The organism is Streptomyces sp. NPDC051563 (genome assembly GCF_044454225.1).
In the GTDB taxonomy this organism is placed as follows: domain Bacteria; phylum Actinomycetota; class Actinomycetes; order Streptomycetales; family Streptomycetaceae; genus Streptomyces.
The window spans coordinates 96,745-117,592 of sequence record NZ_JBITDL010000029.1 but is presented as its reverse complement, the minus strand read 5'-3'; the positions used below and the strand labels follow the sequence as shown (position 1 = coordinate 117,592).

Genomic DNA, 20,848 nt, shown 5'->3' with positions numbered 1-20,848 from the left:
CGGGGGGGGGGGCCCCGGCGGGGGGGGGGGGGGGGGCCCGCCCACCCACCCCCCCCCCCCCCCCCCCCCCCCCCCCCCCCCCGCTCAACTGCCCTCCGGCAGACGCCCGACCGGCAGCAGGAGCGTGGTCACCGCGCCCCCGTCAGGTGCGTTGGAGAAGCGCAGCTCGATCTCCAGCACCTCCGCTTGCCCGGCCGCGATGGTCAGGCCGAGCCCGTGGCCCCGTCCACGTCCCGGATCCCCGGTGCGGAAGCGCCGCGGGCCCTGCGCGATCAGCTCGTCCGGATAGCCGGACCCGTGGTCGCGTACGGTCACCAGCGGGCCGGTGACGGTCACTTCGACCGGTGGCCGCCCGTGCTTGTGGGCGTTGACCAGCAGGTTGGCCAGGATCCGGTCCAGCCGTCGCCGGTCGGTGAGCACCACCGCGTCCCGCTCGATCCGTACCGTGACGGGCAGCCGGGTACCGGCCGCGGCCCGCTGCACGGCGCGGCCGAGCTCCACCCGTGCCAGGTCGGCCCGTTCGACGCCCGAGTCCAGCCGGGAGATCTCCAGCAGGTCCTCGGTGAGCAGGTGCAGGGCCTTGAGCCGGTCGTTGATCATTTCTTTGGGCCGGCCCTCGGGCAGCAGCGCGGCCGCGGCCAGGGATCCCGTGAGCGGGGTGCGCAGCTCGTGCGCGACGTCGGCCGTGAACCGCTTCTCCGCCTCCAGCCGGGCCTGGAGCGAGGCCGCCATCGAGTCGAGGGCCTGGGCCACGTCCCGCACCTCGTCGCGGGAGCGCGGGCGCGAGCCCTCCCCGTCGGCCGGGAAGCCGACACGTGCGTCGAGGTCCCCGGCGCTGATCCGGCGGGCCACGGCGGCCGTGGTGGCGAGCCGGCGGCTGATGCGGCCCGCGAGGAAGATGCCGGCGAGGGCGACCACCCCGGCGGCCAGGACCGCGGAGACCAGGATCGCCGCGTCGATCTCCCGGAGCCGGGTGCGGGTGCTCTCGAAGGGGACCCAGACGGCCAGGGGCTTGCCGTCGGCGGGTCCGGCCGCCCACATGACGGGTTTGCCGTCCTGGGTGCCGGTCATGGAACCGGTCAGGCCGCGGGCGACCAGGGCGCGCAGCGGGGCCGGGAGTCCGGGCGGGTCGAGGTCGCTGTTCCCGTCCCCGTGCGCGGTGCCGTACTCGTACTGGCTCAGGGCGTAGTCCAGCTCCCGGTCCACGTCCTTGCGGACCTCGCCGACGAGCTGGCGGGCGACCACGTTGTGCACGAGGATGCCGAGCGCGGCCGCGACGGCGCAGCACACCGCCGTGGTGGTCATCGCGATCTTCCAGCGCAGGCTGCTCGTGCGGCGCATCGGGGTCCCGGCCTCCTCAGCCCTTGCCGGAGCCGGAGCCGGAGCCGGAGCTCGGGGCCGGGCAGGGGGCGGTGTCGTCCTGGTTCGGGCACTCGTCGAGGGTGAGCTGGGAGAGGTTCATGATCCCGGCGTCCGGGTCCCACACGTAGTCGGAGATGGAGACCTTCTTCGGGTTCGAGGTCGGCTCGCGCACCGCGAGGTGCTCCGCGGCGACCTCCACGCCCTCCAGGACCCCGCGGCGGGACAGGATCCGGGCGATGGTCCCGTCGTCCTGGACGGTGTAGACGCGCAGTTCGCTGAGCCGGCCGTCGATGTCCAGGGCGGTGATCAGCTCCGGCCTGCCGTCGCCCGTCACATCGGCGAGGACCGCGGGGCGGACGGGGCAGTCGGGTCCGCCGTCCACAGCCTGTGTGCAGAGCGCGATGCGCTGGATCGCCCGGGGGTCCACGAGCCGGCCGGTGCCGGCGTCCGCGGCATTGGCGGCGGTGATGTCGGCCCGTACGACGTCCACGGCGCTCACGCCCTGCATCGACAGCCCGGGGACCTTGGCGAGGCCGGGGAGGGCGGTGGCCGCGCCGGACTGCTGGCCGGGTGGCGGGGGGTCGGGACGGATGTCCTTCCACAGGGTGCGGGGGGCGTGCGCCGTGCCGAGGTCGCCGTCGTCCTGGAGGCCCTCCACGTCGGCGCAGCCCGTCGCCGCCGCCAGGGTGGCCGCCAGGAGGAGGGCCCGGCTGCGCCGGGGGAAGGACCTCATGTGCCGATGCTCTCCCGCTGGGGGCGGGGTGGCCCGGGGGCGGGGCCATTGGAGGGACGGCGCGGCGCCGCTGCCAGGGGCTCCGCCCCCGGACCCCCGCGCCTCACACACCGGCGGGGCGGGGTCAGCCCTGGGTGGGGTTCGCGAGGGCTCGGGCTGCCGTGAGTTCCTGGCGGACCGGGGAGAGCACGGAGGTTTCGTCCACCTCGGGGGGTGGGGTGGGGCGGAGCTGGGCGGGGGTTTCCACGCGGCGGACGCCGTGGGCCAGGGAGCGGAGGTCTTCGGCGATCGCCTCGACCTCGTGGGGTCCGGGGGGCTGCGCGCCGTGGTTGACGCGGACACGGGCGGCCGTCGTCGCGTCGACGATCCGCTCGACGGCCACCACCAGCGGCCACCACGCGGCGGCCCGCTCCCCGGTCGGCGGCGGCTCGGTCAGGGCGCGCTGGAACTCGCTGCGCACGCCCGACAGCTCCCGGTAGATGCGGCGGCGGGCCTGAAGCCGGGCGGTGCGGGCCGCCTGCCGGCCCGCGTCGGTGTCGGGGACGGGGCCGAAGGCGCGCTCCACGTACCGGGCGGCGTCGTCCACCGTCTCGGCGAGCCGGTCGCCGAGCCGGGTGTGCCAGCTCTCGGGCCAGAGCATGTACCCGGCGATCAGGGTGATCGCGCAGCCGATCAGGCTGTCGAGCAGCCGGGGCCGGACGAGGTCGAAGCCCTGGTGGTTGAGCAGGTCGGAGAGGAGCAGGATGACCGGGGTGATCGCCGCGGTCTGGAAGGCGTAGCCCTTGACCGAGAAGGCGGGGATGAGGGCCGCCAGGACCACCATGACGGGCACGTCCCACCACCCGCGCGGCACTTCCGAGAGCACGGCGGCCGCGACGACGAGCCCGCCCGCGGTGCCCAGGGCGCGCAGCACGGCCCGGGAGAACACCGAGCCGAAGTCGGGCTTGAGGACGAAGGTGACGGTGAGCGCGACCCAGTAGGAGCGCTCGATCTCCACCACCGACACGAGGGCCTGCGCCAGCCCGATGCACAGCGCGAGCCGCAGCCCGTACCGCCAGGAGGCCCGGGAGAACATCATGTCGCGGACCACCCGGCGGGCCCGGACCCGCAGCGCGGCGGGCCGGCCGAGCCGGTCGTCGACGTTGTGCATGTCCGGTTCGGCCAGCGGAACGATGGTCGCGGCGTGCCGCAGGGCGGCGTCGATGGCCCGCTCGGACTGGCCGTCGGGCGGGGGCAGGTCCAGTACGGGGGTGTCCGTGCGGCCCTGCTCGACGGCCGTGGCCAGTTCCCGTACGGCCGCCGGGATCGCCGGCGAGAGGGGTCTGCGGCGCAGGTGCGCGGCGGGCGCGGCCTCGACGAGCGGGATCAGCACGTTCAGCTGGGCCAGCATCCGCACGAGCGAGGGGCTGTGGCCGTGCACCCGGGCCCGGCGGCCCAGGACCAGGTCGTAGGCGTGGTTCAGGGCCTGGGTGAGCTGCTGGCGGCGCTCCTCGTAGGCGGGGCCCGGTCCGCCCGCGGCTTCCAGGCTGTCGGCCAGCGCCCGGTAGGCGGCGGCGACGGCGGCCCGCTCCGGCAGCCGGCCGCGCAGCGGCCAGCCCAGCAGGGTCAGCAGGAGGACGAACAGTCCGCCGGCGCTCAGCAGCAGCGGGGCCGTCCACCAGGGACTGGGCATCGGCAGACCGGCGCCGACCACGGCGTTCAGCAGGAGCAGCAGGCCGGAGACGGAGGCGACGGTGCCGATGGAGGAGATCATCCCGGAGACCAGGGCGATCAGGGTGAGGACGCCGACCGCGACCCAGCCGTGCCCGAAGACCAGGGTGCCCAGAGCGACGCCCACGGCCCCGAAGAGCTGGGGCACGGCGATGTTCAGGATCCGCATCCGGTAGGCGTCGGCGGTGTCGCCGATGACCCCGGACAGGGCGCCCATGGAGACGAGCGCGCCGTACTCGGGCTCGTCGAGGGCGAAGCCGACGGCCAGCGGCAGGGCCAGGGCGACGGCCGCGCGCAGTGCGGCGGCCCAGGGGATCGGCGCGGAGCTGGGACGCAGCCCCTTCAGCAGCCAGGCGGGCGGGGCCGGCGGACGGAAGCGTCCGGCTGCCGTCAGCCCGGCCCGTGTCGTCCGGCCGGTCCGCCCGGGCGGTATGTCTTCGGTGCGTTCGGTGCTCATGCCCGCTTCCGTGCCGCCGCTCGTGAATCGGTTCTTCTGTGCTGCTCTAAGGATTCTTCTACGGATTTGCGTGCCAATCCGCCCGTTCCGAGCTTATGGGGTGCGGCGCAGTCGGCCGGTCAGCCAGGCGGCCAGTGCGGCGGCCAGTCCGACGGCCAGCACCACCCAGGCGGTGGTGCGCAGGAACGCCGTGAGCGCGTCGTACACCGCGGCGGCGGCCGCCCGGTCGATGTCGGCCGGCAGGTCGTCCAGGGTGAGGCGGCGGCACAGGACCACGGCCGCCCACAGCAGGACGGCTCCGACGGCCAGCCCCAGCCCGGTGGACACGACGGCCCGGCGGCGCCGGACGGCGACGGCGATGGCGACCGCGGCCAGCGCCACGGTGAGCAGGGGGAGCCAGACCCCGGCGATCTGCAGCATGCGGAAGCCCTTCCGGAGCGCGCCGAGGTTGTCGTACTCCATGACCTTCACCGAGAGGTGGGTCTCGGGGATGCGGTCGGCGAGCGGCACCCCGTTCTCGATGAGATCGCCCTTGATGCTGGCGATCACGGGTGCGAGGTCGATGGTCACGGCGTTGCCGTCACCGTTGGTCAGGGCTTGGAAGAAGGCGCCGTGGGCGGCGCGGTTCGCCGCGTCCCAGGCGGTCCGGTAGGCCGGCGTGCCGACGAAGGAGCGCAGGGCCTCGCCGAGCAGGGTGTCGACCCCGCCCTGGAAGGGGCCGGCATCGATCTGGCCCGAGAGGGCCCGGCCGGCCTGGGTGACGACGAGGTTCTGCACGGCGGGATCCGAGGCGAGCGGGGACATGGCCGCGGTGTACCGGTCGGCGCTGCCGAGCTCGTGGTCGGCCCAGTACGCGACGGCGCTCGCGGGCACCAGCAGGGCCACGAGCGCGATGAGTACCGCCGAGAGGAAGGTCCGCACGTCACCAGCGAAAGGGGGCCGGGCGCGCGGCGCGAGCCGGGTGGTGCGGGCGGGTGGTGCGGGCGCGCGCGGAGCCGGACGGCCCGGTCGGGCGTGTTTCTCTTGCCGACGTTAATCTGGACATCTAATATCCAGGTTATGAAGATGAGCGAGGGCGTCGAATGGGCCCTGCACAGCTGCCTCAACCTGGCCTGGAGCGGTGACGGCCGGGCGGTCTCGGCGGCCCGGCTGGCGGCCTGGCACGAGCTGCCCGCCGCGTACCTCAACAAGCAGCTCCAGGCCCTGGCCCGGGCGGGCATCGTCAGCTCCACTCCCGGCCCGCGGGGCGGCTTCCGCCTCGCGCGCCCGCTCGACTCCATCACGCTCATGGACGTGGTCGCCGCCGTCGAAGGGCCCGACGAGGCCTTCCGGTGCGCGGAGATCCGGCAGCAGGGCCCCGGCGGCGGGGCGGAGCCGCCCGCGGCCGACTGCGCCATCGCGCACGCGATGGGCCGGGCCGAACTGGCCTGGCGCCGCGCACTGGCCGCCCAGACCCTCGACGAGATCCGGCAGCAGGCCGAACGGCAGGCCCCCGAAGCCCCCGAGCGGCTCCGCGCCTGGCTCGCCGCCGCACACCCCGTGCCCAGCACCCAGCGCACACCGGACAACTGACCCAGGAGCTTGGAATGACGCGCAGCATCACCAACCCGGCAGAACTCCACGACCCCACCGGCTACGGCTACAGCCACGTCGCCTCCGCACCCGGAGAGCAGGTCTTCATAGCCGGCCAGTACGGCTCCGACCCGGCCGGCCACGTGGTCTCCGACGCCTTCGACGCCCAGGTCGCGCAGGCCTTCGCGAACCTCCGCACCGCCCTGGAGGCCGTCGGGCTGGGCCTCGGCGACGTGGTCCGCATCGGGACGTACGTCGTCGGACACGACCAGCAGAAGCTGGACGTGCTGCTGAAGCACCTGCACGCCGCCTGGGGCACCGAACTGCCCGCCCAGACGCTGATCGGCGTGGCCGCGCTCGCCCTGCCGGACATGCTCTTCGAGATCGACGCGGTGGCGGTGCGGACGCCCCCCGGCGCGTAGCCGCCGGCTGCTCCGGTTGCCGGTCACGGGTTGCGGGTGTGCCCTGGATGATGGGAGAGAGGAGCCCGTCATGGCACATGCGGCACCCACCGCCCCCCGGGGGCACCGGCAGCCGGCGTCCCGTACGGCGGCCCACACGAGCAGGGCGGCCCTCGCGCGACCGCTGCTCATGGGACTGGTCTACGGCGTCTACGCCGCCTTCATGAATCGTCAGACGGGGCCCGTGGACGCGGGCAACGTCTTCTACGGGATCCTGTGCGGCGCGATCTTCGCCGCCTGCCTGGTGGCCCTGGCCCGGATCGGCCCGCGGCTGGCGCAGGAGCCGCACGCGGCGGCGTACGGGATCTTCGCGGGCATCTCCTTCGGCTACCTGTACAGCCTGGGCGGCGAGTCCATCCTGAAGAGCTCGGGCCTCGGCCTGCTCGTCGGCGCGGGCGTCGGCGCGGCGGCCTTCTACCGCTATCACAGCCGAAGCCGGGCCTAGAGACGCGTACGACGGAGCCCCGGCCCCCGCGGATCGATCGCGGGGGCCGGGGCGCAACGGGTGACTTCCTTCGGCGAGATGCCTGTAGCGGTCACTGCTGGGACCGCGGGGTTCGGTACTTTCGGCCGGGCGTATCCGGACAAAAGGCCGAGGTGGTGGGGTGGGTCGGTGGCTGAGACTGGTGGAGGCGCCGGTTCCCGTGCTCCGTGGTCGAACCTCACGTGACCACTCTCCGTTGCCGAGGGCGCGGGAACCGGTGCCTCCCCATGTGCTGATGTGCGTTTCTGTACGCGTCCTACGCGCCTACGCGTCCTACGCGGCCGTGTCGTCTCCGGCCGGGGACTCGGCGGTGGTCTGGGCGGTCTTGGCGGGCTCCGGTTCCGGCTGGCGTGCGGGCGGGGCCGGCGGGGAGAAGCGGGCGGCCTCGGCGCGGAGCATGGCGTTCAGGGCGAGGTACGGGTCGAAGGGCATGGCGGAACCTCACGGTGTTTCGGGGGGGTGTGGGGGACGCGCGCCAGGGCCACGGGGCAAGCACGGGGCAGCGTGAGCTGCCGGGTGTGCCCGGTGCCGGGTGCGCGGTGCTGCTGCTCGGACGCTCGGCGCCGTCAGCAGCGCAGGACCACACTCCGTACCGCTCGCAGGGATGCCGCCGGGGCGCCTGCCTCCGCCGGGTGCGGGGCCGTCTCCGGGGGGCCGGACCGGGGAGGTTTCACGTGAAACACCGGGCGCTGGAGTCCCCGTACGCCGGGAACGCTGCGCGCGGGCACCCGTACCGGCACCCGTACTTCGGGATCGCCGGCCGGATCGGAGGGCGCCTCCGTGGGCTCGGCCGGGGCGCTTGGGGCGGAGCGGGAGCTTTCGGCCGCGGTGGTGGACGGGCCGGCCCCGCCGATGCCGAACAGGCAGAGCAGCACGGCGCAGAGCACCGTCAGGGCCGTCATCAGGGCCCTGTCCGGTGTCGTTCGCGTCTGCCGTGTCCGCGGCGGCCTGCTCATGCGGAGGGTGTGCCCCGACACGCGGGCTGACTCTCCTCCGGGACCGCAGCATCCCCCGACCGGGGGACGAAGACACCCCCCACGGCTGTCAGGTGGCCGCAGGGGGTGTCCGTCTTCCGGGGGCCGCCCCGCCGGTCAGCGAGGGGTGCGGCGGTGTCCGGTGAGGCGGGCCAGGACCGCCGTTTCGCCGCTGATCAGCCGGAGTTGGGCCCGGCCGGACGGGCCGCCCCGTCCGGAGATCCCGGGGGAGACCCGGGTCACGGTGAACACGGCCGTACGCCGGTCAGCGCGCGTCACCTCGATCGTCTGCCCGCGCCGCAGTTCGCCGAGCCGGGGCAGGTCCCCGGAGACCACGGCGGTGCCGGCCGCGCCCGGGGCCGGGCTCGCCGAGTCCCACACGGCGCTGTCCTGGACGTGGGGCTTGGCATCGGCGGCGCCGGATTCCAGGTCCGGGGCGTACGGCCCGCGCGGCCCGCCCGGTCCCGCGCCCGTCCCGCCGGGCGGGGCGGCGGCCGTGACCGGTACGTCCGTTCCGAGGGCGGGGACGACCAGGCGCAGCGGAAGGGAGGCCGAGAGGGCCGTGGCCCCCGACCGGCCGGGCCGCCGGGCGCCCTTGCCGGTGGTGTGTGCGCCGGAGTGCTCCAGCTGGCGGGCCAGCCGGCGCGGCCCGGACAGGCCCAGGACCCGCGAGGGCAGGGCGTCGCCCGCGGTCGGGACGGCGGGCCGGCCGCCCTCGGTACTGCGCAACACCCCCAGGCCGGTGCACAGCAGAGCCACCGTCAGTACGGCGACCACCCACTTGGCGCGGGGCATGGGAATCCCTCCTGGTCCGGCTCGGGCGGCCGGTCCCGAGAGCAGTGGACCCTTCCCCGCCCTCCGGAGGTGCACGTAACACGGAAAACTGACGGCAAGTCATTGCCGTATCACCCTCTACGGGGCGCGTCTTCGCAGATGGAGGCGGGTGGGCCGGGGCGGGGCCGCGCATGCGGGCTGTGCGCCCGAACGGGTGAGAACGTCAAGGAGGAACCTTGGGCGTGTCGGATCGGCGGCACGTTCTGCCACGTGCGAAAACCTGTCAAGGCGGACGATATGACGGGTCGTCGGCCGGAGTTGCGGGGTGGGGCCGGGCGGCTTGTCCTTGGACCATGAATGATCCGTATGCATATGCCTTGGTGATGGGACCCCCAGCTCCGGCCGCCGGGCCGTCCAGCACGCGCCGCTCCCACCAGGGGCGTTCCGCCTCGCTCACACCCGCTCCGGGGTCCGCGCGGGCCGCCGGACCGCCGGCAGGGCGGGCGCCGCAGCCCGGGTGAGGTATCCGGCGCCCAGCACCGGGCCGTCCAGCTCGGTCGTGGCCACCGCGGGCCGGAGCCCCGACAGCCGCCGCAGCAGGCCGGGTGCCAGCTCCGGGCCGACGGCCCGGGTCAGAGCCGAGGCCTCCGTGGGGTGCGCGTACACCCAGCCGATGCGGCGCAGCCCCGACCAGCCCGGGTCCTCGGCGGCCGCCGCGAGGGCGCGGGCGGCGGGGGCCAGGGGCAGCAGCCCGACCGCGGCGGGGGATCCCGGCGCCGGAGACCCCGGCCCCAGAGCCCCCCGCTCCGGGGCGTCCGCAGTCGGCCCGACGGACTCGGCGACCGCGAGCCGGGTGAAGGCCGGCCGGGGCAGCTCGGCGTGGTCGGGCAGATCGCTGACGGTCGGGGCCAGGCAGTGCACCCCGGCGGGAAATCCGTCCCGTACCGCCGCGGCGGCGACCGTACGCCCGGCCGGACCCGCGTCACCGATGGTGACCAGGTGGAATGCCGTACGCCTCTCCCCTCCGGAGGCGAGCGGCAGCAGCGCGGCCGCGGTGGCGGCGGGCTGCTCCACGCACCAGACGGCGTCGAAGGGGCCGTCGGGGGCGGACCGGCCGGGGACGGACGGCTCGGGCGCGGACCGGGCGGCTGCCGATGCGGACCGGTCCGCTGCGGCGCCGGCCAGGACCTCGGCGCCCCGACGCGCGTGGAGCCGGGCCGCGAGGAGGTCCACGTACTCGGGATACAGCCCGATCAGCGCGAGCTGACGGGCCAGCAGCAGCCTGCTCTGCCGGACGTCGGAGGCGGTGAGCAGGGTCAGGTGGTGGCCGCGGCCGAGCAGCTCGGCGGCGAGCCGGATGCCGGTGGGGCTGGCGGCCCCGACGAGAGCGATGTGCACGGTGGACTCGTTTCGAAGGGGGTGGGGCGCGCGTGCGTCTACGCGGTGGCGGTGGTTCGGATGGCTCCGGGGGCGTCGGCGGTCCGGGCCGCGCCCGCGGTCCCGGCGGCGGCCGGCACGGGCGGCAGCGGTGCGGTGACGGTGACCTCGCCCGGAATCGCCACCCGCACGAGGAAGGCCCCGCGTTCGGGACCGGCGCCGATGCCGGAGAAGCCGACGGAGTCGCCCGTACCGACGAGCCCGTTCACCACGTCGGTGTAGAAGAGCACCGGGGTCGCGGAGGTGACGAGGTTGCCGAGCTCGCGGGCGTGCGCGGGGGCTTTGCGGGTGTCGAGGCCGGCGAGCCGGTGGTAGTCCTCGACCAGGGCCAGGCCGGCCTGGTGCGTGGAGATCCGCCGCACCTCGTCCACGAAGCCGGGGCGGTGGGCGTCCATGGTCTCCTGGTTCAGCATCATGCCGCACGAGTAATGGCGGGTCAGTTCCGGCCCGTTGAGCCCGAATGCGGACAGCTCGGCGGATCCGGGAAAACGCGGCGGGTGGGCGGCGCCGCCTCCGGGGTAATGGATGAGCGGATCGCTGAATCCAGGATCGCCCCCGAAATCGAGGGAATCGCGCGAAGAGAAACCGAGTCCGGGCTCGAAGCTCTTGTCCCGCTCGAATACCAGGGCGGTCGCGGCATCGGAGAACAGTGCCGCGGAACACCACCGGGTGTGCGCGAAGTGATGCTCCCCGTCCGCGCCGCTGTACTGGGAAATGCTGCCGTTCTCGTCGATGCCGATGGGGCTCGCGGCGTTGTACGAGATCACCAGCGCGCGGCGGGCCCCCGTGCGGGCCAGATGCGCGGCGACGCGGGAGAGCCCGCCGCAGCCGGCGCCGAGCTGGAAGGGGGGCACGCTGCGCGAGCCGGGCCCATGCGTGGAGGGATATGACCTCGCCGATCTGGGCGCCGACACCGGAAATCCGGTAGGGAAACGGGTACGCGTACACGGCGGGGGCGGGGGAACTGGCTGTTTCCGAGGCGGACATGCTTCTCCGGTCCGTGGAATCCGATGGGGACGGCTCCAGCGAACACCAGCGGGTGGACGGGGAGAAGGGAATGCGGGGGGTGGAGGGGTGAAAGCGTTGAATATCGGATGCGCGTATGGGTCCCGATCCCGGGCCTGGTCCCGGCCCTTCCCGGGGCGGGCGTCGTGAGCGGGCGGCGGGTGGCCAATGACCGGCTCGGGGACCTGCTGGCCGAGGCCGGCTGGAGCGGGGCGGAGCTGGCGCGGGCCGTCAACGCGCTGGGGACCCTCCACGGGCTGGCCCTGCGCTACGACCGGACCGCCGTGGCGCACTGGCTGTCGGGCACCCGGCCCCGCCGGCCCGTGCCCGAGCTGATGGCGGCGGCGCTGACCGAACGGTGCGGGCGGCTCGTCACGGTCGCGGAGGCGGGCCTCGGCGCGGGCTCGGCGGGACCCGGCGTACGGCCAGGCGCGGACCCGGCGCCGGCCGGAGCCGGGGGCGACGGGCTGCTCCGGCTCGCGTTGCAGGCCAGGGCGGACGGGGACCCGCACCGCAGGCCGCCGCTGCTGCGCAGCCCGTACCAGCCGGTGCCGGTGCCCGAGGCGGCGTGGGACTCGGACCCGGATCGGGACCCGGACCGGGACCCGGACCGGGACCCGGACCGGGACCCGGATCGGGATCGGGATCGGGATCGGGACCCGGATCGGGATCGGGCGAGCGGTGGCCCGGGTACGCGTACCGGTATCCCGGAGCTGGCCGCGCGTCGGCATCTCGCGGCGCACGCCCAGCAGTTGAGGGACCTCGCAGTGAGCTTCTCGGGCCTCTACCTCACCCATGGCGGCGTCCACACCCGTGCCGCCCTGGCGGCCTGGCTGGCCCAGGACGCGGGAGCCTTCGCCGCCCGCCACCCTGACGGCTCCGGAGCTGGTGCACGCGGCCGCGGCATGCCCGACCCGGGGTGCGGGGCGGCGGACGTGTGGCGGGGATACGCCCAACTCGCGCACTTGCTGGGGGAGATGACAGTGGACTCCGGGCATCACGGGCTCGCGCAGGAGTACCACGGCATAGCCCTCGCGCTGGCCCGGAAGGCCGGGGACCGGCGGATGTACGCCATCACCCTGCGCGCGATGAGCGCGCACGCCGGCCGGCTCGGGCAGCCCGCGCACGCGGTACGGCTCGCCCGGACCGCGGTGGAGACCGCGCCCGCCGACGGGGAACCCGGCACGCTGGCGTTCCTCCTGGTCCAGCGCGCGGCCGCGCACGCCCAGGCCGGGCAGCGGGCCGCCGCCACGGCGGACCTGGCCACCGCCGACCGGCTGCACGGGCGCCACGCGGTGAAGCCGCCCGAGGGGCCCTTCGACTCCTACGCCCGGGCCGACCTCGACTTCGCCCGGGCCCGCACCCACCTCGCCCTCGGGGAGTTCCCGGCCGCGGCCGAGGCCCTGGAACGGTCCCTGCGCGGCCGCCCGCCCGGGCAGCACCGGGCCACCGCACTCACCCACGCCGCGCTCGCCGAGACACTGCTGCGCCTCGGACACCTCACCCGGGCGTGCGAGCACTGGCGGGCGTTCCTCACGGCCGCCCCGGCCGTGCAGTCGCGCGGGGTGCGCGAGGCGCTCGGCCGGCTGCTGCGCGACCTGACCCCGTACCGGCGGAGCCGGGAGGCGGTCCCGACCGTGGCGATGGCCCGGGCCCTGGCCGAACGGCTGCCGTGGGCACGGCTGCCGTGAGCACGGCTGTCCGGGTGCGGCGGGCCGAACGCGACGGCCCCATGGCGGCAGGCCGAGCGAGGCGCGGCACGCGGCGGTTCGCTCAGCCCGCGACCGTGACCGCGACCGTGACGCCGACGGAGGCCCGGCGGTAGCGCAGCTCCCGCACCGGGGAGCCGTCGGCGTCCTCGACGAGGACACCGCCGTCGGGGCGGAAGCCGGCGCGTTCGTAGAACCGGCGTGCCCGGGCGTTGCCCTCGAGCACCCACAGCCGCACCGCGGGGTAGGGCGCCCGGCGCAGCACCTCGGTCAGCAGGGTGCGGCCGACGCCGGTGCCGATGACGTCGGGCCGCGCGTACAGGGTGTACAGCTCACCCTCGTCCGGAGCCGTGCCCTCGGGATCCGTGCTGGTCGCCGGCCCGTAGGCGGCCCACCCGAGGACGGTGCCGTCGGGCCCCTCGGCCACGAGGTTGGTCACGGCCCCGGCCGGGTCGGCGAAGGCGGCCCGCCGCTGCTCGGCGTACGCGGCGACGCTGAGCCCGTCCAGGTAGGCCTGTGGCATCAGCCCCGCGTAGGCGTGGCGCCACGCGCTCACGCGGACCGCGGCGACGGCGTCGATGTCGGGCTCGGTCATCTCGCGTACGCGATAGCGGGGTTCACCCGCGGCGGTGGCGTCCATGCGGGGAGTGTGCCAGCGCGGATGCGGGGCCGGCACCGGGATTTTCAGGGCCGACACCGGGACTTCAGGACCGGCACCGGGACTTCAGGGCCGACACCAGGACCTCAGGGCCGGCACCAGGACTTCAGGGCCGGCACCAGGACTTCAGGACCGGCCCGACCGGTCCAGCCAGGGCCTGCGTCCCGGTCCGGTCGGGTGGGTGCCGGTGACGCCCATGACCACCGAGTAGAGGCTGGTTTCGGCGGTGATGAAGAGCCGGTTGCGCTTGGCTCCGCCCCAGGCGATGTTGGAGACCGTCTCGGGGACGGCGAGCCGCCCGAGCAGCGTGCCGTCGGGGTCGTAGCAGTGCACCCCGTCGCCCATGGCGGCCGCCCACAGCCGGCCGCCGTCGTCGAAGCGGAGGTTGTCGAAGCGGGTCCCCGGGCGGGCCGCCGCTGCGGCGAAGACCCTGCCGTCCGACAGGGTGCCGTCCGCGCGCACGTCGAAGACCCGGATGAGGCCGCCGCGGGTGTCGGAGACGAAGAGCCGCTGTTCGTCGGGGGAGAAGACGAGGCCGTTCGGGGCCTCGAAGCAGTCGGCGACCAGGCGGACTTCACCGGTGCCGGGGTCGATGCGGTAGACGTTGTTGGCGCCGATCTCGCTCTCGGCGACGTAGCCCTCGTAGTCGCTGGTGATGCCGAAGTCGGGGTCGGAGAACCAGATCGAGCCGTCGGACCGGACCGCGGCGTCGTTCGGGCTGTTCAGGCGCTTGCCCTGCCAGCGGTCGGCGAGCACCGTGACCGTGCCGTCGTGCTCGGTCCGCGTCACCCGGCGGTTGCCCTGCTCGCAGGTGACCAGGCGGCCCTGCCCGTCGAGGGTGTTGCCGTTGGTGTGTCCGGCGTCGCGACGGAAGACGGAGGCGGCCCCGGCCTCCTCGTCCCAGCGCAGCATCCGGTCGTTGGGGATGTCGCTCCAGATCACCTGCCGCCAGGCCGGGAGGTAGACGGGCCCCTCGGCCCAGCGGCAGCCGGTGAAGAGCACCTCGGGGGCCTCGTCCCCGTTCATGCACCGTCCGGTGCGGAATCGCTCGTCGAACATCTCGTACATGAGATTCCCCCTCATCCCGGCAGAGCCGAATGAGCTTCGGCCTCAGCGCAATCTTGCAAGATTGTATATGGCTATCGCCAGATCGTTCCGAAAGGAGAGGTGTGGATCACAGTCGCCGGCCCGGCCCGGCCCGCCCCGGCCCGGCCCGGCCCTTCGTTCGGCCGGTCCCGGGACCGGCCGAAAGTACGAGGCGGGACGGGGGTGTCCGCCGGTAAGTCTTAAGCGGGGAGTAAAAGCCCCAGACCGGACCGCCGGACGCACCGCGGCCCGCCGTCCCGCGACCGGTCCCGCACCCCGCGAAGGAGCAGCATGTCCGCCACCTCCCTGAAGTCCCTCGCCCGGCGCGCCCTGCGGAGCCTGAACCGCCCCGCGTCCGCGGTGCTCCTGGCGTCGGAGAACCTCCTGGTACACACCCCCGGGCCGGGCACGGTCTGGCCGAGCGGCAGCAGGCAGGCCGTCGCCTGGTGGGTGGTGGGCCCGGCCGGCGACGTGGTGGACATCGAGCTCGTCACGATGGACGGCGCCCGGGCCCGGACGGAATCCGTCCTGGCCCGGGGCGTCCCGACCCACCACACCGGCGCCACCGTGACGGTCCCCGCCGTCGCCCCCGGCCGCTACCTCGTCCTGGTCACCTCCACCACGGGCGTGCTCGACGCCTACAGCCAGCCGGTCACCGTCACCGCTTGAGGTCCCGCAGGGCCGTGTTCAGCGCCAGGACGTTGACGCGCGGCTCGCCCATGAAGCCGAGGGTGCGCCCCTCGGTGTGGGCCTTCACCAGCTTCGCGACCTCCGCCACCGGGAGGCCGTTGCGCTGGGCGACGCGGGCCGTCTGGAGCTCGGCGTAGGCCGGGGAGATGTCCGGGTCCAGGCCGGAGCCGGAGGAGGTCACCGCGTCCGCCGGGATGTCGGAGAGCCGCGGGGCGTAGCCCGGGACGGTGTTGTCGAGCAGGACCCTGGACCTGGCCTCCTGCACCGCCCTCAGCAGCTCCGGGCTGTCCGCCGCCTTGTTGGTGGCGCCGGAGACCAGCAGCTCGTACTGGCCGTTGACGGTGTTCTTGGCGAGCCCCGCCGCCGGGCGGCCCTGGAACCAGCGCGGGTCGTCCCCGTACGACTGGCCGATCAGGGAGGAGCCGACGACCTTGCCGCTCGCGTCCTTCACCTCGGAGCCGTTGGCCTTGTGGCCGAAGGCGGCCTGGGCGATGCCCGTGACGGCGAGCGGATAGAGGACCCCGCACAGCACGGTGAGGACGAGGAGGGCGCGCAGCCCGGCGCCGAGCAGGCGGGCGGTGTTGCCTACGGAGTTGTTCATGAGGTCACTACGTTCCTAGTCAGCAGAGCCCTGGTTCAGCGCAGGCCGGGGATGAGGGAGACGACCATGTCGATGAGCTTGATGCCGATGAACGGGGCGATGAGGCCGCCGAGTCCGTAGAGGGTGAGGTTGCGCCGGAGCATCTTGTCCGCGCTCGTGGGCCGGTACTGGACGCCCTTCAGGGCCAGCGGGACCAGGGCGATGATGACCAGCGCGTTGAAGATGACGGCCGACAGGATCGCGGAGTCGGGGGAGTGCAGGCCCATGATGTTGAGCTTGTCGAGGCCCGGGTAGACCGCCGCGAACATGGCGGGGATGATCGCGAAGTACTTCGCGACGTCGTTGGCGATGGAGAAGGTGGTCAGCGCGCCGCGTGTGATCAGCAGCTGCTTGCCGATCTCGACGATCTCGATGAGTTTGGTGGGGTTGGAGTCCAGGTCCACCATGTTCCCGGCTTCCTTGGCGGCCGAGGTACCGGTGTTCATGGCCACACCCACATCGGCCTGTGCCAGAGCCGGAGCGTCGTTCGTACCGTCACCCGTCATCGCGACGAGCTTTCCGCCGGCCTGTTCCCGCTTGATGAGGGCCATCTTGTCCTCGGGGGTGGCTTCGGCGAGGAAGTCGTCGACCCCGGCCTCCTCCGCGATGGCCTTCGCGGTGAGCGGGTTGTCGCCGGTGATCATGATGGTCTTGATGCCCATGCGCCGCAGTTCGTCGAAGCGCTCGCGCATGCCCTCCTTGACCACGTCCTTGAGGTGGATGACCCCCAGGACCCGGGCGCCCTTGTCGTCCTCCAGCGCGACGAGCAGCGGGGTGCCGCCGGCGCCGGAGATCTCGTCCACCGCGGCCCGCGCGTCCGGGGCGACCGTACCGCCCTGTTCGCCGACCCAGGCGATGATCGAACCGGCCGCGCCCTTGCGGACCTTGCGCCCGTCCACGTCGACGCCCGACATACGGGTCTGCGCGGTGAAGGGGATCCATTCGGCGCCGGTCAGCTCGCCCTGGTGGCGTTCGCGCAGACCGTACTTCTCCTTCGCGAGCACCACGATCGAGCGGCCCTCGGGGGTCTCGTCGGCCAGCGAGGACAGCTGGGCGGCGTCGGCCAGCTCGGCGGCGATGGCGCCGGTGACGGGGACGAACTCGGCGGCCTGGCGGTTGCCGAGGGTGATGGTGCCGGTCTTGTCGAGCAGCAGGGTGGAGACGTCGCCGGCGGCTTCCACCGCTCGGCCGCTCATCGCCAGGACGTTGCGCTGGACCAGGCGGTCCATGCCCGCGATGCCGATGGCCGAGAGCAGGGCGCCGATGGTGGTCGGGATGAGGCAGACCAGCAGCGCGGTCAGCACGATCATCGACTGCTTGGCATGTGCGTAGATCGCGAAGGGCTGGAGGGTGACGACGGCGAGGAGGAAGACGATCGTCAGGGACGCGAGGAGGATGTTGAGGGCGATCTCGTTCGGCGTCTTCTGCCGGGCCGCGCCCTCGACGAGGTTGATCATGCGGTCGATGAAGGTTTCGCCGGGCTTCGTCGTGATCTTGATGACGATGCGGTCGGAGAGCACCTTCGTCCCGCCGGTCACCGCGGAGCGGTCGCCGCCGGACTCGCGGATGACGGGGGCGGATTCGCCGGTGATGGCGGACTCGTCGACGGAGGCGACGCCTTCGACGACGTCTCCGTCGCCGGGGATGATGTCGCCGGCCTCGCAGACCACCAGGTCGCCGATACGCAGCTCCGTGCCGGGGACCTGTTCCTCGGCGGTCCCGTTCAGGCGGCGGGCGACGGTGTCCGTCTTGGCCTTGCGCAGGGTGTCGGCCTGGGCCTTGCCGCGGCCCTCCGCCACCGCCTCGGCGAGGTTGGCGAAGATGGTGGTCAGCCACAGCCAGGCGGTGATCGCCCAGCCGAAGGGGCTGCCCGGGTCGGAGACGGCCAGCGCGGTGGTCAGTACGGAACCGATCAGCACCACGAACATGACCGGAGACTTGACCATCACCCGGGGGTCGAGCTTGCGCACCGCGTCCGGGAAGGACTTCAGCAGCTGCTTCGGGTCGAAGATTCCGCCGCCGATCTTGGCCCGTTCGGGCTTGTGACCGCTGGGCAGGTCCCCGTGCGGGGCTCGGGTGGAGGTGGCGGTGCTCATGAGGCGAGCCCTTCGGCGAGCGGGCCCAGCGCCAGGGCCGGGAAGTAGGTGAGGCCCGTGACGATGATGATCGTGCCGACGAGCAGGAAGGTGAACAGCGGCTTCTCGGTGCGCAGGGTGCCCGCGGTGGCGGGGACCGGCTGCTGTTCGGCGAGCGAGCCGGCCAGGGCCAGGACGAAGACCATCGGCAGGAAGCGGCCGAGCAGCATCGCCAGACCGGTGGTCGTGTTGAACCACTGGGTGTTGGCGTTCAGGCCGGCGAAGGCGGAGCCGTTGTTGTTGCCGGCCGAGCTGTAGGCGTAGAGGACCTCGGAGAAGCCGTGCGCGCCGCCGTTGGACATCGAGTGTCCGGGGGTGGGCAGGGCCATCGCCAGGGCCGTGAAGCCGAGCACCACGGCCGGGGTGATGAGGATGTAGCAGGCGGCGAACTTGATCTGCCGGGTGCCGATCTTCTTGCCCAGGTACTCGGGGGTGCGGCCGACCATCAGGCCGGCGATGAACACCGCGATGATCGCCATGATCAGCATGCCGTAGAGGCCGGAGCCGACGCCGCCGGGCGCGATCTCGCCGAGCTGCATGCCCAGCAGCTGGATCCCGCCGCCGAGGCCGGTGTACGAGGAGTGGAAGGAGTTGACCGCACCCGTGGACGTCAGGGTGGTCGCCACGGAGAAGATCGCCGATGCTCCGATCCCGAAGCGGGCCTCCTTGCCCTCCATCGCACCGCCCGCGGCCTGGAGCGCCGGGCCGTGGTGGCCGAATTCCGTCCACATCATCAGGGCGGTGAAGCCGAGCCAGATGGTGACCATCGTGGCGAGGATCGCGTAGCCCTGGCGGACCGAGCCGATCATCCGGCCGAAGGTGCGGGTCAGGGCGAAGGGGACGAGCAGGATCAGGAAGATCTCGAAGAGGTTCGAGAAGGGGGTCGGGTTCTCGAAGGGGTGGGCGGAGTTGGCGTTGAAGTAGCCGCCGCCGTTCGTCCCGAGTTCCTTGATGGCCTCCTGGGAGGCGACCGCCCCGCCGTTCCACTGCTGCTTGGCGCCCAGGAACTGACCGACCTCGTGGATGCCGGAGAAGTTCTGGATGACCCCGCAGGCCACCAGCACGACCGCGGCGATCAGCGACAGCGGGAGCAGGATGCGGACGGTGCCGCGCACCAGGTCCGACCAGAAGTTGCCGAGCTCACCGGTGCGGGAGCGCGCGAAGCCCCGTACGAGGGCGACCGCGACGGCCATGCCCACGGCGGCCGAGAGGAAGTTCTGCACGGCCAGGCCGCCGGTCTGCACCAGCGGGCCCATGGCCTGCTCACCGGCGTACGACTGCCAGTTCGTGTTCGACACGAAGGAGGCGGCCGTGTTGAAGGCCTGGTCCGGCTTGATGGAGACGAAGCCGAGCGAGCCGGGCAGGTGGCCCTGCAGCCGCTGGAGCAGGTAGAGGAAGAGGACGCTGACCGCGGAGAAGGCGAGGACCGAGCGCAGGTACGCCGGCCAGCGCATCTCGGCGTTCGGGTTGGCGCCGACCGCCTTGTAGATCCATTTCTCGGGGGCGTAGTGCTTCTTCGAGGAGTAGACGCGGGCCATGTAATCGCCCAGGGGGCGATAGGCGAGGGCCAGGGCCGCGACGAGCGCGAGCAGCTGGAGCACCCCGGCGAGGACGGGACTCATCGGCGCTAGAACCTCTCCGGGAAGACGAGGGCGACGACGAGGTACCCGAGCAGGGCGACGGCGACCAGCAGACCGACGATGTTTTCGGCGTTCACAGCTTGGCCACCCCCTTGGCGACGAGGACCACCAGCGCGAAGACCGCGATCGTGGTGACGACGAAGGCCAGATCGGCCATCGTGAGCTCCCGGAGGGTTCGAGGGTGGGCGTTTTCAGGACACCTCTGAGTGGAACGCCTCTTCCGGCCCCGCACAGGCTTCCTTGACGGGGCCCATACGCCCGTGGGTACGGCCTTGACGGATCCCTAACGCGGGGGGAGGGGTGGACGGGGCGGGTGGACGTGGCGTGGGGTCAGGCTAAGTCGGTGTGCACCTGTATGCCCGGTATGTAGCTATTCGTGGACCATGGATGGAAGATCGAATTCCGTCTTATGGAAATGCCATTCCGTTATGCGGTATTCGGGTTATGCTCCGGCCGTCCGCACGCGCACAGCGAAGCCCTGCCAGGAGGCATGCCATGTCCGAGACCCGTGCCGAGACCGGTGCCGAGACCCGTGCCGAGAACCGCGTCGCCCTCATCACCGGTTCCTCCTCCGGCATCGGCGCCGGCATCGCCCGCCGGCTGGCCGCGGCCGGAATCCGCGTGGTCCTGAACTCGGCGCGCAGCGAGGCCGCGGGCAAGGCGCTCGCCGCCGAGCTGCCCGACGCGGTCTACGTACGGGGCGATGTCGCGGACGCCGACGACGCGCGGCGGATCGTCCGGACGGCGATCGACGCGTACGGACGGCTCGACGTCCTGGTCAACAACGCGGGCATCACCCGGTTCATCCCCCTGAACGACCTGGAAGCCGCCGACGCCGACGCCTGGCGCGAGATCTTCGAGGTCAACGTCATCGGCACCTGGCAGATGATCACCGCCGCCACCCCCCACCTGCGGGAATCCGGTGCGGGCTCGATCATCAACATCTCCTCGGTCTCCGCGACCCGCGCGCTGGGCAGCTCGATCCCCTACGCCGTCAGCAAGTCCGCGGTCAACCACATGACCCGGCTGCTGGCCTCCCAGCTCGGACCCGCCGTCCGGGTGAACGCCATCGCCCCCGGCCTGATCGACACCCCCTGGTACGAGGGCGAGGACCAGGTCTGGGAGAGCTCGCGGGAATGGATCACGGAGAACACTCCGCTGCGCCGCGTGGGCACCCCCGAGGACGTGGCCGAGGCCGCGCTCTACCTGGTCGACGCCGCCTACACGACCGGCGACGTGCTCACCGTCGACGGCGGCCGGCACGTCGTCTGACCCGGCACCGACGCCCTCCCCACCGGATTCCACATCGTGGACAACTACC

Annotated in this window: 22 protein-coding genes; 6 read left to right on the top strand and 16 right to left on the bottom strand. The window is 73.3% G+C overall.

The window, feature by feature from the left end:
- Positions 1-84: 84 nt before the first annotated feature.
- The 4 genes from ACIA8F_RS29980 to ACIA8F_RS29965 all read right to left on the bottom strand — a co-directional run bounded on the left by ACIA8F_RS29980 (position 85) and on the right by ACIA8F_RS29965 (position 5,183).
- Positions 85-1,341 (bottom strand): sensor histidine kinase, encoded by a 1,257-nt coding sequence (locus tag ACIA8F_RS29980; RefSeq protein WP_399383446.1) that lies wholly within the window; start codon positions 1,339-1,341, stop codon positions 85-87.
- 16 nt (positions 1,342-1,357) lie between these two features.
- On the bottom strand, positions 1,358-2,095 hold the full coding sequence (locus ACIA8F_RS29975) for a hypothetical protein (protein WP_399383444.1): 738 nt from the start codon (positions 2,093-2,095) through the stop codon (positions 1,358-1,360).
- Between the two features lie 124 nt (positions 2,096-2,219).
- Positions 2,220-4,262, bottom strand: a complete 2,043-nt coding sequence (locus tag ACIA8F_RS29970; protein WP_399383443.1) for an FUSC family protein — start codon at positions 4,260-4,262, stop codon at positions 2,220-2,222.
- Positions 4,263-4,355: 93 nt separating this feature from the next.
- On the bottom strand, positions 4,356-5,183 hold the full coding sequence (locus ACIA8F_RS29965) for a hypothetical protein (protein WP_399383441.1): 828 nt from the start codon (positions 5,181-5,183) through the stop codon (positions 4,356-4,358).
- Between the two features lie 144 nt (positions 5,184-5,327).
- Here ACIA8F_RS29965 and ACIA8F_RS29960 point away from each other — a divergent pair, with 144 nt between their 5' ends.
- The 3 genes from ACIA8F_RS29960 to ACIA8F_RS29950 all read left to right on the top strand — a co-directional run bounded on the left by ACIA8F_RS29960 (position 5,328) and on the right by ACIA8F_RS29950 (position 6,740).
- Complete coding sequence (locus ACIA8F_RS29960; RefSeq protein ID WP_399383453.1) at positions 5,328-5,834, top strand: RrF2 family transcriptional regulator; 507 nt, start codon at positions 5,328-5,330, stop codon at positions 5,832-5,834.
- Positions 5,835-5,848: 14 nt separating this feature from the next.
- A complete protein-coding gene (locus tag ACIA8F_RS29955; RefSeq protein ID WP_399383439.1) occupies positions 5,849-6,256 on the top strand; it encodes a RidA family protein in 408 nt (135 codons plus the stop codon).
- A 70-nt stretch (positions 6,257-6,326) separates the two neighbouring features.
- The gene (locus ACIA8F_RS29950) at positions 6,327-6,740 is read left to right on the top strand and encodes a hypothetical protein (protein WP_399383438.1); all 414 of its coding nucleotides are present in this window, start codon (positions 6,327-6,329) and stop codon (positions 6,738-6,740) included.
- Between the two features lie 312 nt (positions 6,741-7,052).
- Here ACIA8F_RS29950 and ACIA8F_RS29945 read toward each other — a convergent pair whose 3' ends face one another.
- From ACIA8F_RS29945 to ACIA8F_RS29925, 5 genes are all read right to left on the bottom strand, one after another.
- Positions 7,053-7,211: a hypothetical protein gene (locus ACIA8F_RS29945; RefSeq protein WP_399383436.1), complete on the bottom strand. Its 159-nt coding sequence runs from the start codon at positions 7,209-7,211 to the stop codon at positions 7,053-7,055.
- A gap of 134 nt (positions 7,212-7,345) precedes the next feature.
- Positions 7,346-7,681: a hypothetical protein gene (locus tag ACIA8F_RS29940; protein ID WP_399383434.1), complete on the bottom strand. Its 336-nt coding sequence runs from the start codon at positions 7,679-7,681 to the stop codon at positions 7,346-7,348.
- A 189-nt stretch (positions 7,682-7,870) separates the two neighbouring features.
- A complete protein-coding gene (locus tag ACIA8F_RS29935; RefSeq protein ID WP_399383433.1) occupies positions 7,871-8,548 on the bottom strand; it encodes a hypothetical protein in 678 nt (225 codons plus the stop codon).
- 432 nt (positions 8,549-8,980) lie between these two features.
- On the bottom strand, positions 8,981-9,925 hold the full coding sequence (locus ACIA8F_RS29930; protein ID WP_399383431.1) for a hypothetical protein: 945 nt from the start codon (positions 9,923-9,925) through the stop codon (positions 8,981-8,983).
- A gap of 38 nt (positions 9,926-9,963) precedes the next feature.
- Positions 9,964-10,818, bottom strand: coding sequence for a 3-oxoacyl-[acyl-carrier-protein] synthase III C-terminal domain-containing protein (locus ACIA8F_RS29925; protein ID WP_399383429.1), 855 nt, complete (start codon positions 10,816-10,818; stop codon positions 9,964-9,966).
- 240 nt (positions 10,819-11,058) lie between these two features.
- Here ACIA8F_RS29925 and ACIA8F_RS29920 point away from each other — a divergent pair, with 240 nt between their 5' ends.
- The gene (locus tag ACIA8F_RS29920; protein ID WP_399383427.1) at positions 11,059-12,660 is read left to right on the top strand and encodes a hypothetical protein; all 1,602 of its coding nucleotides are present in this window, start codon (positions 11,059-11,061) and stop codon (positions 12,658-12,660) included.
- Between the two features lie 82 nt (positions 12,661-12,742).
- On the opposite strand, the gene ACIA8F_RS29915 is transcribed toward ACIA8F_RS29920, so the two are convergent.
- Both ACIA8F_RS29915 and ACIA8F_RS29910 read right to left on the bottom strand, forming a co-directional pair.
- The gene (locus ACIA8F_RS29915; protein WP_399383426.1) at positions 12,743-13,318 is read right to left on the bottom strand and encodes a GNAT family N-acetyltransferase; all 576 of its coding nucleotides are present in this window, start codon (positions 13,316-13,318) and stop codon (positions 12,743-12,745) included.
- A gap of 144 nt (positions 13,319-13,462) precedes the next feature.
- Positions 13,463-14,404: an SMP-30/gluconolactonase/LRE family protein gene (locus ACIA8F_RS29910; RefSeq protein WP_399383424.1), complete on the bottom strand. Its 942-nt coding sequence runs from the start codon at positions 14,402-14,404 to the stop codon at positions 13,463-13,465.
- Positions 14,405-14,713: 309 nt separating this feature from the next.
- On the opposite strand from ACIA8F_RS29910, the gene ACIA8F_RS29905 reads away from it, so the two are divergent.
- Positions 14,714-15,091 (top strand): Ser-Thr-rich GPI-anchored membrane family protein, encoded by a 378-nt coding sequence (locus ACIA8F_RS29905; protein ID WP_399383422.1) that lies wholly within the window; start codon positions 14,714-14,716, stop codon positions 15,089-15,091.
- Here ACIA8F_RS29905 and kdpC read toward each other — a convergent pair.
- From kdpC to ACIA8F_RS29880, 5 genes are read right to left on the bottom strand one after another with little or no spacing between them, the layout of a single operon-like run.
- Complete coding sequence (kdpC, locus tag ACIA8F_RS29900) at positions 15,081-15,713, bottom strand: potassium-transporting ATPase subunit KdpC (protein WP_399383420.1); 633 nt, start codon at positions 15,711-15,713, stop codon at positions 15,081-15,083. The two genes, ACIA8F_RS29905 and kdpC, sit on opposite strands and share 11 nt — an antisense overlap.
- A gap of 35 nt (positions 15,714-15,748) precedes the next feature.
- A complete protein-coding gene (gene kdpB / locus ACIA8F_RS29895; protein ID WP_399383418.1) occupies positions 15,749-17,848 on the bottom strand; it encodes a potassium-transporting ATPase subunit KdpB in 2,100 nt (699 codons plus the stop codon).
- Positions 17,845-19,509 carry a potassium-transporting ATPase subunit KdpA gene (kdpA, locus tag ACIA8F_RS29890; RefSeq protein WP_399383416.1) on the bottom strand — a complete coding sequence of 555 codons (1,665 nt, stop codon included), beginning with the start codon at positions 19,507-19,509 and terminating at the stop codon, positions 17,845-17,847. Before kdpA ends, kdpB begins: the two co-directional genes overlap by 4 nt.
- 5 nt (positions 19,510-19,514) lie before the next feature.
- Complete coding sequence (kdpF, locus tag ACIA8F_RS29885; protein WP_351372351.1) at positions 19,515-19,604, bottom strand: K(+)-transporting ATPase subunit F; 90 nt, start codon at positions 19,602-19,604, stop codon at positions 19,515-19,517.
- Entirely contained in the window at positions 19,601-19,759 is a 159-nt protein-coding gene (locus ACIA8F_RS29880) for a hypothetical protein (protein ID WP_399383414.1), read from the bottom strand. Before ACIA8F_RS29880 ends, kdpF begins: the two co-directional genes overlap by 4 nt.
- Before the next feature lie 263 nt (positions 19,760-20,022).
- On the opposite strand from ACIA8F_RS29880, the gene ACIA8F_RS29875 reads away from it, so the two are divergent.
- Positions 20,023-20,799, top strand: a complete 777-nt coding sequence (locus tag ACIA8F_RS29875; RefSeq protein ID WP_399383413.1) for an SDR family NAD(P)-dependent oxidoreductase — start codon at positions 20,023-20,025, stop codon at positions 20,797-20,799.
- Positions 20,800-20,848: the final 49 nt, after the last annotated feature.

Bases quoted from the DNA above. Each gene is read 5' to 3' on its own strand.
- ACIA8F_RS29945 (WP_399383436.1), bottom strand. From the start codon at position 7,211: ATGCCCTTCGACCCGTACCTCGCCCTGAACGCCATGCTCCGCGCCGAG.
- ACIA8F_RS29940 (WP_399383434.1), bottom strand. From the start codon at position 7,681: ATGACGGCCCTGACGGTGCTCTGCGCCGTGCTGCTCTGCCTGTTCGGC.
- ACIA8F_RS29955 (WP_399383439.1), top strand. From the start codon at position 5,849: ATGACGCGCAGCATCACCAACCCGGCAGAACTCCACGACCCCACCGGC.
- ACIA8F_RS29875 (WP_399383413.1), top strand. From the start codon at position 20,023: ATGTCCGAGACCCGTGCCGAGACCGGTGCCGAGACCCGTGCCGAGAAC.
- ACIA8F_RS29915 (WP_399383426.1), bottom strand. From the start codon at position 13,318: ATGGACGCCACCGCCGCGGGTGAACCCCGCTATCGCGTACGCGAGATG.
- kdpB (WP_399383418.1), bottom strand. From the start codon at position 17,848: ATGAGCACCGCCACCTCCACCCGAGCCCCGCACGGGGACCTGCCCAGC.
- ACIA8F_RS29910 (WP_399383424.1), bottom strand. From the start codon at position 14,404: ATGTACGAGATGTTCGACGAGCGATTCCGCACCGGACGGTGCATGAAC.
- ACIA8F_RS29975 (WP_399383444.1), bottom strand. From the start codon at position 2,095: ATGAGGTCCTTCCCCCGGCGCAGCCGGGCCCTCCTCCTGGCGGCCACC.
- ACIA8F_RS29960 (WP_399383453.1), top strand. From the start codon at position 5,328: ATGAGCGAGGGCGTCGAATGGGCCCTGCACAGCTGCCTCAACCTGGCC.
- ACIA8F_RS29950 (WP_399383438.1), top strand. From the start codon at position 6,327: ATGGCACATGCGGCACCCACCGCCCCCCGGGGGCACCGGCAGCCGGCG.
- kdpC (WP_399383420.1), bottom strand. From the start codon at position 15,713: ATGAACAACTCCGTAGGCAACACCGCCCGCCTGCTCGGCGCCGGGCTG.
- ACIA8F_RS29980 (WP_399383446.1), bottom strand. From the start codon at position 1,341: ATGCGCCGCACGAGCAGCCTGCGCTGGAAGATCGCGATGACCACCACG.
- ACIA8F_RS29905 (WP_399383422.1), top strand. From the start codon at position 14,714: ATGTCCGCCACCTCCCTGAAGTCCCTCGCCCGGCGCGCCCTGCGGAGC.
- ACIA8F_RS29920 (WP_399383427.1), top strand. From the start codon at position 11,059: ATGCGCGTATGGGTCCCGATCCCGGGCCTGGTCCCGGCCCTTCCCGGG.
- ACIA8F_RS29935 (WP_399383433.1), bottom strand. From the start codon at position 8,548: ATGCCCCGCGCCAAGTGGGTGGTCGCCGTACTGACGGTGGCTCTGCTG.
- kdpA (WP_399383416.1), bottom strand. From the start codon at position 19,509: ATGAGTCCCGTCCTCGCCGGGGTGCTCCAGCTGCTCGCGCTCGTCGCG.
- ACIA8F_RS29970 (WP_399383443.1), bottom strand. From the start codon at position 4,262: ATGAGCACCGAACGCACCGAAGACATACCGCCCGGGCGGACCGGCCGG.